The 13,277-nt window shown below is 70.8% G+C and carries 10 protein-coding genes; 3 read left to right on the top strand and 7 right to left on the bottom strand.

What is annotated here, in order from left to right; genetic code table 11:
• Positions 1 to 92 precede the first annotated feature (92 nt).
• The 6 genes from HUA74_RS04700 to HUA74_RS04675 form a co-directional block, all read right to left on the bottom strand.
• Positions 93 to 3,107 carry a CHAT domain-containing protein gene (locus HUA74_RS04700; protein WP_174453547.1) on the bottom strand — a complete coding sequence of 1,005 codons (3,015 nt, stop codon included), beginning with the start codon at positions 3,105 to 3,107 and terminating at the stop codon, positions 93 to 95.
• Positions 3,104 to 3,700, bottom strand: coding sequence for an RNA polymerase sigma factor (locus tag HUA74_RS04695; protein WP_174453546.1), 597 nt, complete (start codon positions 3,698 to 3,700; stop codon positions 3,104 to 3,106). The genes HUA74_RS04700 and HUA74_RS04695 overlap by 4 nt, the downstream gene beginning before the upstream one ends.
• A 241-nt stretch (positions 3,701 to 3,941) precedes the next feature.
• Positions 3,942 to 4,133, bottom strand: a complete 192-nt coding sequence (locus HUA74_RS04690; RefSeq protein WP_174453545.1) for a hypothetical protein — start codon at positions 4,131 to 4,133, stop codon at positions 3,942 to 3,944.
• Positions 4,134 to 4,280: 147 nt separating this feature from the next.
• On the bottom strand, positions 4,281 to 7,256 hold the full coding sequence (locus HUA74_RS04685; RefSeq protein ID WP_174453544.1) for a CHAT domain-containing protein: 2,976 nt from the start codon (positions 7,254 to 7,256) through the stop codon (positions 4,281 to 4,283).
• A complete protein-coding gene (locus HUA74_RS04680; RefSeq protein ID WP_141644213.1) occupies positions 7,253 to 7,840 on the bottom strand; it encodes an RNA polymerase sigma factor in 588 nt (195 codons plus the stop codon). Before HUA74_RS04680 ends, HUA74_RS04685 begins: the two co-directional genes overlap by 4 nt.
• 137 nt (positions 7,841 to 7,977) lie before the next feature.
• On the bottom strand, positions 7,978 to 9,585 hold the full coding sequence (locus HUA74_RS04675) for a sensor histidine kinase (protein ID WP_174453543.1): 1,608 nt from the start codon (positions 9,583 to 9,585) through the stop codon (positions 7,978 to 7,980).
• 82 nt (positions 9,586 to 9,667) lie between these two features.
• On the opposite strand from HUA74_RS04675, the gene HUA74_RS04670 reads away from it, so the two are divergent.
• From HUA74_RS04670 to HUA74_RS04660, 3 genes are all read left to right on the top strand, one after another.
• On the top strand, positions 9,668 to 10,537 hold the full coding sequence (locus HUA74_RS04670) for a DMT family transporter (protein WP_174453542.1): 870 nt from the start codon (positions 9,668 to 9,670) through the stop codon (positions 10,535 to 10,537).
• Positions 10,538 to 10,641: 104 nt separating this feature from the next.
• Positions 10,642 to 11,190, top strand: coding sequence for a hypothetical protein (locus HUA74_RS04665; protein WP_141644216.1), 549 nt, complete (start codon positions 10,642 to 10,644; stop codon positions 11,188 to 11,190).
• Positions 11,187 to 11,804: a tRNA-uridine aminocarboxypropyltransferase gene (locus HUA74_RS04660; RefSeq protein WP_174453541.1), complete on the top strand. Its 618-nt coding sequence runs from the start codon at positions 11,187 to 11,189 to the stop codon at positions 11,802 to 11,804. The genes HUA74_RS04665 and HUA74_RS04660 overlap by 4 nt, the downstream gene beginning before the upstream one ends.
• 7 nt (positions 11,805 to 11,811) lie before the next feature.
• Here HUA74_RS04660 and HUA74_RS04655 read toward each other — a convergent pair whose 3' ends face one another.
• Positions 11,812 to 13,254 carry a protein-disulfide reductase DsbD gene (locus HUA74_RS04655; protein ID WP_141644218.1) on the bottom strand — a complete coding sequence of 481 codons (1,443 nt, stop codon included), beginning with the start codon at positions 13,252 to 13,254 and terminating at the stop codon, positions 11,812 to 11,814.
• Positions 13,255 to 13,277: the final 23 nt, after the last annotated feature.

Raw genomic sequence — 13,277 nt, 5'->3', positions numbered from 1 at the left:
TTCGATGTTTCAAGACGCGACGCGCCGTCAGGTCGACGGAGCGTCACCTCCAGAACGCGGGGGGTCGGAATCCTTGATGACGTGTCGACACGTCACTCGAACAGGAGGACCTGTGCGGGCCAGGTTGCCGCCGGCTCGCGGGCCAGCCACGCCAGGCGCTCGTCGCGCAGGGCCCGGGAGGCCGGGGCCCCCGCGCGGATGCGCTCGCGTACGGACTCGAAGAAGCGCCCCGCCGTATCGGGAATGTCACCGGTGGAGGCGAGCACGGTGCGCGCCCCTGCCTCGATGAAGGCCACCGGCAGGCTCACCGTTTCGTGAAGGAAGGGCGCGGCGCGAGCAGCCCCACACGCCGCGAGCAACACCAGGGGGGCGCCGGCGAGCGACTGCTCCCGCACCTGGTTCGCCGCGAGCGCGTACCGTCCATCCTCTTCCGGCGCGAGCACCAGCAGCGAGGAGTCCGACAGCTCCGAGCTGAAGAGGCCGTGCGTGTGGAGTTCAATCTCGCGCGCCTCCGCCATCTCACGAAGCACGCGCGACGGGGTGGCCGCCGCGCCGCGCAGCTCCACTCGCAGCGGGTCCGGCACACGAGGCGCCTCCAGGGGCGAAAGCTTCTCCAGCCCGAGCGCTGGCGGCGCGTCCACGCCCGTGACGACCAGGTGGCGGCCGCCCTGGACCCGCGCCTCGGGAACGGGCCCGGGGCGCCCCACGCGGTAGCTCCAGGCCAGGTCCGCGGGCAGCAGTCCCGGCAGGCCGTGCACGGGCGGCAAGGCCAGCACGTCCACGTGCTCGCATCCGCGGAGCGCCGCCACCAGCCTCGATGGAACGAGCCCGTCGGCCGTCCCGTGCAGGGACGAGGAACGCCGGTCGTCATAGACGCCCGACAGCGCGCCCGCCGCGTCGCGTACGGTCGTCACCGTGCGCTCGTGGTCCACGGACACCGCGAGCACACAGCGCTCCGGGACGGGCACCCGGAGGGCCTGCCCCATCAGCGCCAGCACCTGCTCCTGGACACCGGAGCGGGCCGCGTCGCTCACCAACACGCCGTACGAGAAGACCCGGGCCTTGCGAGCGTCCACGTCCCGAGGAAGCGCCTCCGCCGCGTCGATGGCGCCATGCAAGAGTTCCCGCCCCGACGCCCGCTCCCGCTCCAGCATGAACTGACCGTCCAGGAACGTCAGCAGCGCCAGCTCCCCTGGCGTGCGCGAGCCGCGGCGCAGTTCGTCGAGCGTGCGCCGTAGCAGGTCCTCGTCGCGGACCTCCGCGCCATGGCGGGCCAGATACGAGAGCACCCATGCGCCCGACATGCCCAGGGGGCGTCCACAGCGGGTGGCCTGCTCCAGCTCCTCGCGGGCCTCGTCCGGGCGGAAGTCGGACCAGGCCACGATGGCGAGGTTGCGGTGCACATACGTGCGCTGTTCGCAGTCATCCGGGATGCGTGACAGGGACTCGCGCAGGAAGGCCCGCGCGCTGGCCGCGTTGTGGCGAAGGCGGGCGATCTGCGCCATCTCCTGGAGGAACTGCTGCTCCAGGTTCCACTCCCCCAGCTCCCGCGTCAGGCGCCAGCCGTCACGCGCTTCCTCCAGCGCGTCCGCCTGCCGGTGCAGTCGCACGAAGAGGTCCGCCAGCCGTCGTCGCAGCATCGCGCACCGGTACGCCAACCCCCGTCCCGAGCACGACGACAGCGCCGCGCGCAGCCGCTGCTCCGCCTTCCACGGTTCGCCCGCGTGCTCCTCCCGGACGGACAGCTCACGCTCGGCCAGCAGCACCAACCAGGGGTCGCCTCCGGCCCGGGCGATGCGCTCGAAGTCGTCCAGGTGGCGCGCCACCACGTCCAGCGCCACGAGCGCGCCCAGGTACAGGTCGTCCTCTCCGGAGCGCCGCAGCGTCTCCAGGAACGCGCCCGGCGAGGGATGCTCACCCCTCAGCAGTCGCGCATAGTCTCGCGCCAGCGGACCTCGGCGCTGGAAGTCCGCGCGCGCGACGGCCTGCACGGTGTCGCGCAGCGTGGAGCCGCCCTGCACCTCGTCCAGCACCTCCGCGAGCGGCAGGAGCCGCAGCGCCGCCTCGCGCGTGGTCGCCGTCCTCAACGCGTCGTAGAAGGACAGCCTCACCACGCCCGGGAAGCGACGGGCCTCGGCCAGCGGCAGACGCGCGCCTTGCATCGTGGTCAGGTTCTGCGCCGCCGCCCTTGCGTCTTGGAAGTCCCGCGAGCGCAGCAACGTCTCGCTGCGCAGCGCCTGGGAGCGCACCCGGGCTTCCTCGCTCCACCCGGCCTCCCCCAGCTTCACCACCGCGTCGAAGGCCTCCGCGGCCTGGAGCGTCAGCCCCAGCTCCCGCAGCACCAACGCCCGGTTCCACAGCGCCTGTGGATGGTCCGGCGACTTTCGCAGCACGGTCTCCAACTGCTCCAGCGCGTCCTCGCGTCGCCCCTGCTCCAGCGCGATGACCGCCAGGTCGCTGTCGCGGTCCAACGACGCGGGCGTCCGTCGCAGGAAGTCCGCCGCCTGCCGCACGTCCCTGCGCACGAGGTAAGCGGCGGCGATGCCATGCAGGTCGCCCCGGTCCTCCAGCTCCGCCAGCTCGCGCAGCGGCAGGGGCGCCGTCACCACGGGAGCCTCGGGCCCGGCGCGCATCGGCACGTAGGGGCGATACCCGTCCGCCCGTGAATAGGAGACCCGCGCCTCCAGCGCGCGCTGCGTCGCATGGGCCACCCACACCTCGGGCGACGTGTCCCTCGCGCGAGGCACGGCCAGCACCAACACCAGGAGCCCCGCGGCCAGCGCCACCGCTCCCGCGGCCCACCAGCCCACCGGGCCCCTCCGCGCGGGCAACACCGAGCGCAGCCGCTGGTGCCACGCGGGCTTCGGCCAGGGCGGCGCGGGCCACGCCGGGGACGTCTCGAAGCGCGGCGCTTCTTCCACCTCCTCCTCGAGGGGCAGCCCCTCCGGGTGGAGTGCCTGGAAGCCAAGCAGCTCCAGCTGCATCGCCTCGTGCAGCCCGGACGCGCACATTCCGCAGCGAGCCAGGTGGTGGCGGAAGTTCTCCTCGTCCACCGGGGGCAATTCGCCATCCAGGAACAAATACAACCGATGACACGGAGGGCTCATGCCATCCCCCCACCATCCGTCAGCGGCATCAGCAGCTCGCGCAGCTCCTTGCGCGCCTGGAACAGCCAGCTGCCCACGGTGCCCTCGGGCACGCCCATGCGATGGGCGATGGCCCGGTAGCGCAGTCCCGTGGCGTGCAGCTCGAACGCCTCACGCACGCGCGGATTGGGCAGCCGGGAAATAGCCTGGACCAGGTCCGCGTCGGTGATGCGCTCCCACATCTCGCCCGTTCTCGCGTCGGGAGACTCCACGTCCTCTCGCACCAGGCGGATATCCCGGCGCTCCTGCTCCAGCAGCTCCGTCCGCCTCCTGCGGCACTGGTCCAGGAAGTGATTGGTGAGCGCCCTGCACAGCCACGCCCGGTACACGGGCTCTGGCTGTGAGGACAAGGTGGCATGGTGGACAAGCGCCCGGACAAGCGCTTCCTGCGCCAGATCCTCCGGGTCGATGCCACCCTGGCCGCACAGACGCCTCGCCAGGGCCACGAGCATGGGCCTGACGCGCTGAGCGAACTCCTCGAAGCCTTCGTGTGCCACGGCGGCACTGTAGGCCACGGTGAATCGCTTCACCGAGGCATTGCGATGGTCCTTCATCGACCCCTCGCCCTCCTTCCACGCCCACTCGAAACGCAGCCACCCGGAATCCTTGGGTCGCCGTCTGGAAACCGACGCAACCACGCCGGTTTCCGCCAGCTCCCGGACATCGGTGCAGCCCCCAGGGCGGAGTCGACCCGCCACCGGAAGGACACCGCGTCTGCTCCGCCCCACCACTTGCTTGGACGCCCCACGAACGGGAGACATCCGCGAAGCGTTCCGGCCGCCGCGCTCGTCCCTCTCAGCCCGGAGGACCGGTGGGAGGAGGGTCCCTCACGTCGGGACGGGCGGCCGCCGGAGGAGTGTCGGACTCGTCTCCGTGGACATCCCCCTCCACCTTCGGCTCCTGCTCCGGAGCGGTCCCACTCACCGCGGGCCCTTGCAGCGCGGGCGCTTCCTCCGTCGGCTTCGCGTCGCTCAAGCAGTTCGTCATGTCGCACGGCTCCTGGGGTCCGCCTTCCGCTCCCCCGCTGGATGCGGGGCGCTGGCGGCCCTCATGCCATAGAACGCACGACGTCCTCCTTGTTGCCGGAAACCCCTCACGTCACATCCCTCGACCAGGAGCGCTCTCGCGAAGCGCTCACTCGAAGAGAAGGACATGGGACAGCCACCGCGCGTCATCGGGGTGTTCGCGCAACCACAGCGCGCGCAAGTCCCGCAGCGCCACGGACGGACGAGCCCCCGCGCGGATGCGCTCGCGCACCTTCTCGAAGAAGCCGCCCGCGGTGTCCGGAATCTCCACGGAGGCCGCCAGCACGGCGCTCGCGCCCGCAGAGATGAAGGCCACGGGCAGGCTGAAGGACTCATGCGGAAACGGCGCCGTCTTCGCCGCGCCACACGTGGCCAGCAGCACCAGCGGAGCATGCTTCAGCTTTGTCTGACGGACCTTGTCGGCGGTCAGCGCATAGCGTCCATCCGGGTCCGGCGCGAGCACCACCATCGACGCGTCGGACAGGGAGGCGCTGAACAACCCATGGGTGTGGATTTCGACCTCGGACGCGTCTTCCATCTCCCGCAGCACCCGTGACGGCGTGGCCTCCGCGCCTCGAAGCTCCACGCGCCACGGGTCCGGTACGCGCGGCGGTGTCAACGCCCCCAGCTTCGGCAGCCGCAGGGCGGGTGGGCTCGCCACCTCGGTGACGACCAGGTGACTGGACTGTCCTCCTTGCGCGGGCAGGCTCCGCGCGCCTCGCCCAACGCGATAGCTCCACGCCAGCGAGTCCGGCAACAGGCCGGTGAGACCGTGCACGGGCGGCCGGGTGAGCACCTCCACGTGCTCGCAGCCCGTCAGCTCCTTCACGAGCCCGGCGGGAACCAGTCCGGAGGCATCGTCGCGCAGCGGCTCCCGACGGTCGGAGGAATACGCGCCCTTCAGCTCGCCCTGAGGCCCGCGCGCGAGGACCAGGGTGCGCTCGTGCTGAAGCGACACCACCAGCAGGCAGCTCGCGGGGACGGACTCGACGCGCAGCTCGCGGCCCATCAACGCGAGGGCCTCACTCCAGGCACCGGCGCGCCCCGCCTCGGAGAGAAGGGCCGAGTAGCCGAAGGCGAGCGCCTTGCGCGCATCGACGCTGTCCGGCGTGTGCTCCGCCATCGACACGCCCCTCCAGAGCAACGCCTGGCCCGCGTCTCGCGACTGCTCCAGCGCGAACTGACCCTCGAAGACGAGCAGCAACGCCTCGCGCCCGGGCGAGCCTCCCTCCCGCCGCAGGTCCGCCAGCGCACGGCGCAACCAATGCTCGTCATGGGGCCGGGGATTGGAGCGGGCCATCTCCGACAACACCCGCGCGCCTGTCATCCCCAGCGGTCGCTCACATTCCAGCGCCCGCTCCAGCGACTCGCGCGCCGCGTCCGGGCGGAAGCGCTGCCACTCCAGCAGGGCCACGTTGCTGTGCACGTGCGTGCGCTGGGCGCAGTCCTCCGGCATGCGGACCAGCGACTCCTCCAGATAGGCGCGGGCGCTGGTGAAGGAATGTTGATAGCGCGCCACGTCCGCCAGCTCCTGGAGGAACAACTGCTCGTACCTCCACTCGCGAGACTCCTGGGCGCGGCCCCAGCCGTTCCACGCATGCTGGAAGGCGTCCGCGGGGCGGTGCAGGTCCAGGTACAGCTCCGTGAGCGCATGCTCCAGACCCAGGCAGCGATACACCAGGCCCTGCTTCTGGCAGGTGTCCAGCGCCTCCAGCAGCCGTTGCTCGGCGTTCCACCAGCGACCGTCCCGCTGGTCCGCGCGAGCCAGCTCCAGTTCGCCGAGCACCCGCATCCACGGGTCCTCGGACGCCTGCGCCAGTCGCACCAGCGCTTCCGAGTCCACCGGCTGTCGCGCCGAGCCCGCGAGCACGAGCGCGCCCAGATAGAGGTCATCCTCTCCCGAGCGGCGCAGCTCCTCCATCACCGCCCCGGAAGGCGACAGCGCGCCCAGCACGAGTTGGGCGTACCTCCGCGCCAGAGGCCCCCTTCGTGTGAAGTCCCGCTCCGCCACGCGAGACAGCCACGTCTGGAGGACGGCTCCGCCATAGCGCTCGTCCAGTGCCCGGGCCAGTGGAAGCAACCGCAGCACATCCTGTCGCCGGGGTGCCGCTCGCACCGCGTCGTAGAAGGCCAGTCGGAGGATGCCCGGATGGTCCCTCACCGCCACCAGGGGCAGCGGCGCGGACGCATCCGTCAGCAAGTCCCGCGTCGCGGCGAAGGCGTCCTTCCAGGCTCGACCGCGCCAGAGCGTGGACTCGCGCAGGGCCCGTTCCCGGGCCGAGGCCTCCTCGCTCCAGCCCACCTCTCCCAGCTTCGCGACCTCTCCGAACGAGTCCGCCGCCTGGAGCGTCAGCCCCAGCTCCGCCAGCGTCAGCGCCCTGTTCCACAGGGCCTGGGGATGTCTCGGTGAGACGCGCAGCACGCCCGCCAGCAGCTCCAGTGCCTCTTCCAGGTGCGCGTGGCGCGTGTCGAGCGGCCCGCCCTGTCGCGCCTGCTCCAGCGCCAGGAGCGCCAGGTCACAGTCCCTGTCCACCGAGGGAGGCAGCCGCTTCAGGAAGGCCAGGGCCTGTCGGGGCGCACCGTGAAGCAGGTACGCGGTGGCGATGCCGTGCAGGTCTCCCCGCGCCTCCATCCTCGACAGCTCCTGCAGCGGCAGCGAGGGCACGGCGGGACGTGACCAGGCCCCGCTCCGGTCCGGGACATAGGGCTGGTAGCGCGCATCCACCGCGCGATACGTCACCCGCGCCTCCAGCGTGCGCGGGCCGTCCTTGACGAGCCAGGACAGGTCTTCGCCGCCCCAGTGGCCGGCGCTCGGGAAGAACAACAACACCGCGAGACACGCGACGAGGACCTTGAAGCCAGACCCGCTCTCGCCGAACCAACGCCCGGTGGAGAAAGGCCGCTTCGCGGATGAAGGCGCATGCGAGGGAAAGGCCCGATGCGCCAGCAACTCCAGTTGCAGGCTCTCCCGGAAGCGAGCCTCGCAAAGCGAGCACATGCCCAGGTGCTGACGAAACCCGCACTGCTCCGCCGCGTTCATCTGGCCATCGAGGAATCGAGGCAGGTCCTTGCAGTCGACCGTCATCGTCCCCGCTCCCGGCGTCGACGCTCGGCCGTCTCACGCAGCAGTTCTCGAAGCTCCAGTCGAGCGTGATGCAGGCGCGCGCCCACCGTCCCCTGCGGTACGCCTGTCTCTCGAGCGATGCGCGCATAGGACATCCCTTGGAGGTACTGCTCGAATGTCAATCGCAGCTTGGGGCTGAGGAAGGTCAGCGCCCACTTCACGTCCTCTTCACCGACGTGACACCACAGTTCGTCCTGCGCGGCCTCGTCGATGTGCTCCGCTTCCTCATGGAGTTCGAGCAGGTTGCGCAGCCGGTCCGCCTCGCTCTTGCGGCGCCGACACCGGTCCAGAAAGCAATTCTCCGCCACCCGCCCCAACCAGAAGCGCTGCTTGTACGACTCCCAATGCTGTAGGTGTTCCCACTGGAGCAGCGCACGCAACAACACATCGTGCACCAGGTCTTCGACCTCGTGCTCGATGCCCACGCAATACTTTCTAAGAATGGCAAACAACGCGGGTTGGAATTGGCGAGCGAAGACCTCGAAGTCCGCCCTGGGTTCTCCAGACGGAGGCTCCACCACCCTCAATCTCGGCCGTGCTCTCATGGCCCCCTCCTTCCCTTTCAACAGAGAACGCGTCAGGTCTGCTTTATTGCCGACACGCTCTTTTCCTCACAGACACGGCATTCGAGCGACATCCGAAAGCCCCGTGGAGAAAGTGTCTACGTGAAGACAGTATGACGTCAGGAGGCGGCAGCGGCCAGGGGCACGGGCTGCGTCAAAGGGAGCGTCACGACGAAGCTCGCGCCACCCAGGGACTCGGAGCGTCCAGCCCGCACCGCGCCTCCGTGACGCTCCAGGATTCCCCGCGCAATGGCCAGCCCCAGGCCCGTCCCCGGGCGAGGTCCCTCACGGCGACGTCCCGTGACGAAGGGTTGGAACAGCCGGGGGAGCAGCTCCGGAGGGATGCCTTGGCCACTGTCCTCGACGATGACCTGGAGGGTCGCCTCGGAACGCTCGCAGCGCACGCGAAGGCGTGGCGCGGGAGTCTCGCGCAGCGCGAGCAAGGCATTCTCCAGGACAATCACAAACACTTGCGAGAGCTGGGATTGGTCGGCTTCCAGCGCCAGGGGTCCGCTGTCCGCGAGTTCGAAGGCCACGTCCGGCGCCAGCGTTCCCAATCCCTGTCGCGCGGTGGAATACGCCAGCTCCACGGTGGCCTGGATGTCCACCCGGCGCAGCTCCAGCGGCCGGGGCCGGCCATATCGCAGCAGCTCGTCCACGAAGTGCCCGGCGCGGGAGATCTGCTCACGCATGGCGGCGACCGAGTCCGCATCCACGCCCTGGCGCTCCAGGAGCTTCAGGTGCGCGGCGAGCACGCCCAGCGGGTTTCGCACCTCGTGGGCCACGGCGGAGGTGAACTGGCCCAGCTCCGCCAGTCGCGCCGCCTGGTCCGCGCGGGTCTCCTGCTCGGCCAGGGCCGCCACCAGCTCGGTGCCGGTGGCCCGACCCTTCAGGAACCGGCGCCCCAGCCATTCCTGGAGCCCCTGCCGCAGGGGCTCGAAGGCGAGCGCCGCCAGCGCCAGCAGGAAGAAGGCGCCCACCCGGTACTCGCGCAGGAAGGGCTGCCCGCTGCCCGCCATCAGCGTCAACACGCCGAAGAGGAAGCCCGCCGACAGCACCGCCGCCATCGCCGAGTAGACGAGGCTGCGCTCCAGGAGCCTTCGCTCCCCGGGAGGCTGATGCGCGTTGACCACGTGCACCAGCACCAGCAGCGAGGCCAGCACCCCGTACAGCCCGAAGGGCAGCGCGTAGCCACCCGACAGGAGCAGCGCCGTGCCCAGCCCGCCCGAGTACGCCAGCGCGCCGACGATGCCCAGGCTGCGCAACAGCGGCCGTCGCTCCGGCGTCTCGCGCGGATACGAGCGGGCCAGATGCAGCAGCGGCACCACGGCCGCGGAAACCGACAGCCCGATGACGGGCCAGAACAACGGCCCCCGCTTCATCGCCAGCGGCCCGTACAGCGCATCCGGAAAGAGCGCGCCCACGATGGTGACGACCGCCGCCACGAAGTAGGCCAGCACCACCTGCCGGTAGGAGCGCTGCCGGGTGACGTCGTACGCGACGTGGAGGTACGCGGCGGCGGTGAAGGCACCGCTGGCGGCGAAGCGCGACCCCAGCCACGCGCCCTGGGGCACGCACATCAAGAGCAACGAGCCGCTCCAGAAGGCCGTGGCCAGGCAGTACAGCGTCAAGCCCCGGGCGTCACGTCCGCGCAGCGCGGCGGTGAAACACAAGAGGAGCGACACCGAGAGGACGGGCACGAGGCTGTAGGCGAACAAGGGCCCCATGGACGGAGTGTGGCAGATGTTCCTAGGCTGCGCGCCCCGTCGGCGCCTCCGGGCGATTCGGCGTCACCAGGAGTCATGAGCAGTGCGGCACTTCGCCATGGTCGCGGCCGGGGCCACCCTCTGGGGGTGTTGGTCCCTCTTCCTCCGGCCCGCGGGCCTGTCCTGGGCCCAGAACGCGCTTTTGGCCCTCATCGCCATGTCGCTGCCGGTGCCCTTCCTGCTGGGCGGCGCCCCCTGGCGCGACAAGCGAGCCACCGCGGCCCTGCTCGTCGTCGGCCTGGCGGACGCGGCCAACATCAGCCTCTTCTTCGCCGCCATGAAGCGTGGCCCCGTCTCGGTGGCCGTGCTCACGCACTATCTGGCCCCCCTGCTGCTGGCGCTCGCGGCCCCCTGGGTGCTGGGCGAGCGGCGCTCCTTCCGGGCCCTGGTCGCCGCGCCCGTGACGTTGCTGGGGCTGGTGCTGCTCATCGGCCGGCCGGATGGGACGGGCGGCGCGGGCATGACGGCGGCGCTGGGCGCCGGGAGCGCCCTGTTCTACGCGGCCATCGTCCTGGGGACGAAAGCGGCGACACGGGCATATTCTCCCGTGGCGGTCGCGTCACTCCATGCGCCGGTGTCCGCGGGGGTGTTGTTGCTCATCGCCGGGGCGGACGCCTTGCCCCCGGCGCTGGATGGGGCCACGCTCCAGGTGCTCGCCGGGGGCGCGGTGTGTGGCCTGCTGGGAACCTGCCTCTTCAATGCCGGGCTGCGCCATGTGCCCACGGCGGCGGCCGGGGCCCTGACCTATCTGGAGCCGCTCACGGCCTCCCTGGTGGGCTGGGCCGTCTTCGCGGAGGCCCTCAGCCCGGTGGGGGTGGCGGGCGGACTGCTGGTGTTGGCGGCGGGGGTCTGGGTCGCCTCCGAGCGAAGGGGCGCCGCGTCAGGCGTGCCCCTCCCGTCCGCCGCGCCTTGAACCCTCCGCCGAACTCCCCACTTGCAAGGTCGGGGAATCCTTTGGTCCTCTTGGGTGAACGAAGCTCTTGCTTGCAGTGCAGCGCCTGGCGACGCCGTATGCCCATGGAAACCGCAGCAGACAGCCGTGAGTATCGCGTCCTCTTCTTCTGTCCCGCGTCCAACGCGCGACTGGAGCGGCTGGAGGCACCCGTGCGGCGATTGCTGTCACGCATCCAGGCGCCCCCCGCGGAGCTGACGCCCATCCAGGAGTCGGGCGCGCTCTCCGAGGCCGGTTGGCAGGTGTACCTGGTGCGCTCCCTCACCGAGCGCTCCGCGGCCCAGGCCATGGCCGCGTACGTGAGCGAGGCGACGTGCGCGCTCGCCGCCGAGGTCGACGCGGAGGTGTTGGGGCTCTACGTGGACGTTTCCGGTGACTCGGCGCGAATCTGCCGCTGCGGGCCGGAGGACGGGCCGGAGACCTTCGCGGGCCGGAGGCAGGCGGCGCTCAACCGCACGGCCGAGTGGCTGGAGGTGGCGCCCATCCTCCTGTCCGCCATCTTCCAGCTCGACGTGCCGGACGCCGACTACGAGCCGGACGCGGATGACCGCTACGTCGAGGAGAAGCTTCGTGAGGCGCGCGTGCTGATGGAGCGATACCGTCAGGGGAAATGAGGTCTCGAACTCCGGAGGACCTCGCGGGTCGCTGTCCGCGCTGTTTTCTGCCCACCGTGTTGTGCCTGTGCGCCGAGCTGCCCGTCATCTCCACGCGCACCGAGCTGCTCATCATCCGTCACCACAAGGAGACGCTGAAGTCGACGAACACGGCCCGCATGGCCGCGCTCGCGATGCCTCGCTGTCGCATCGTCTCGTATGGCTCGCCGAGCGAGCGCTTCGATGTGTCGACGCTCGAGGACGACGGCGCCACGTGGCTCTTGTTCCCCACGACACAGCAGGCGCCCGCGCCGGATGCCGCGCTTCCGAAGCGACTCATCGTCCTGGATGGGAGCTGGGGTCAGGCGAAGCGCATGGTGCAGCGGGTGCCCGAGCTGCGCCGGCTGCCGAGCCTGATGCTGCCTCCGCCGCCACCCGACTCACGCAGGCTGCGCAGACCGCCCCATCCGGATGGCATGTCCACGCTGGAGGCCATCGCCGGTGCCTTCGCGTACCTGGAAGGCGAGGACGTGGCGAGGCCCCTCTACGCGCTGCATGAGCTGATGATCGACCGCGTGCTCGCGAGCCGGGGACGAAGGCCCGGCGCCTCGTGTGACGAGGACGACGGGGACTGAACGCGGCTCAGCAGGACGCGCCGTCGGTGCAGCGCGCCTTGCGCATCTCCGCGGCGAAGGGCGTGGGCTCCAGGAAGCCGGTGATGCGCGGGCGCGTGAGCACCTTGCCGTCCTGGGCCACGAAGGCCACCGTCGGCAGGCCCTCCACCCCGAAGCGCTCCATCAACGCGTCGAGCGCGTCCTCGCTGTTCGTCGCGTCAATCTTGATGGTGAGGAACTGCCCCTCGGACGACTGCGAGATGACCTCGGCCGCCGGGTACGTCTCGCGGTCCAGTTCCTTGCAGGCCGCGCACCAGTCCGCGAAGAAGTCGATGAGCACCGGGCGCCCGTCCGTCTTCGCCTGGGCCAGCACCTTCTCGAACGCATCCGCGGAGAACGTCGCGTGCTTGGCGGGCATCACGTGGTGCCACTGCCAGGACGGCGCGCGCGGCGGCTCGGCCACACCCAGGCGCACCCACAGCTCGCCCACCGGGCCCGCATCCAGCGCGCCACCGCGAATCACCAGCGCCACCACCACCAGCGCCACGCCGAACGCCTTGAACGAGAACTCCCGCGCGCCCTCCTTGAAGGAGCGGTGCACCGCGCCCACCAGCACGCCCACCACCGCCAGCCCGGCCGCCACGGCCGCGCCCGGCACCCGGCCCAGCTCCGCGCCCAGCATCTTCACCACGCCGCGCGCCCAGGGCGACGCGTCCTTCAGGTAGCTGAAGGCCAGCGCGACGAGGACGATGCCCAGCACGCTCTTCACCCACTCCATCCACACGCCGCTCTTGGGCAGCCGCACCGTGGACACGCCGAGGACGAAGAACGGCACGCCGATGCCCAGCGCGTAGATGAACAGCAACGAAGCGCCCAGCGTCGTGTTCGCCGTCTTCGCCACGAAGGCCAGCAGGCCCGTCAGCACCGGACCCGTGCACGGCGCCGCCAGGAACCCGGACACGCTGCCCATCAGGAACGCGCCCGCCACGCCCGCGCCGCCCACCGAGTTCAGCCGCGTCTGGAGGCTCGACGGCAGCGCCAGCTCGAACGCGCCGAACATGGACGAGGCGAGCAGCAGCAGGAACACCGCCAGCCCCGTCACCACCGCCGGGTGCCCCAGCATCGAACCGAACGCCTGCCCCGTCTTCGCCGCGAGGATGCCCAGCGCGCTGAACACCACCCCCATGCCGACGATGTAGGACGTGGTGAGCAGCAGCGCCTTGCCCCGGCTGTCCGCCTTGCGGGCGCCGAAGACGGACACCGTAATCGGGATGAGCGGGTAGACGCAGGGCGTCAGCGCGGTGAGCAGACCGCCGCCGAAGACGACGGCCGCGCCCACGAAGAGGCTGCCGGATTCGAGGAAACGCGCCGCGTCGAGCTCCGTGCTCGGCCCGGTGGGCAGCAGCCACGGCACCACGGCCACCGCCACGCCGGCCAGCACGGCCATCAATCCCAGCTTCTTGGCATTCATGCGCGCTTCACTCCGTCTTCCCG

It is taken from the genome of Myxococcus sp. CA051A (assembly GCF_013336705.1).
Lineage (GTDB): Bacteria > Myxococcota > Myxococcia > Myxococcales > Myxococcaceae > Myxococcus > Myxococcus llanfairpwllgwyngyllgogerychwyrndrobwllllantysiliogogogochensis.
Note: the sequence above shows the minus strand (reverse complement) of the source record. Positions and strands in the feature narration are given on the sequence as shown.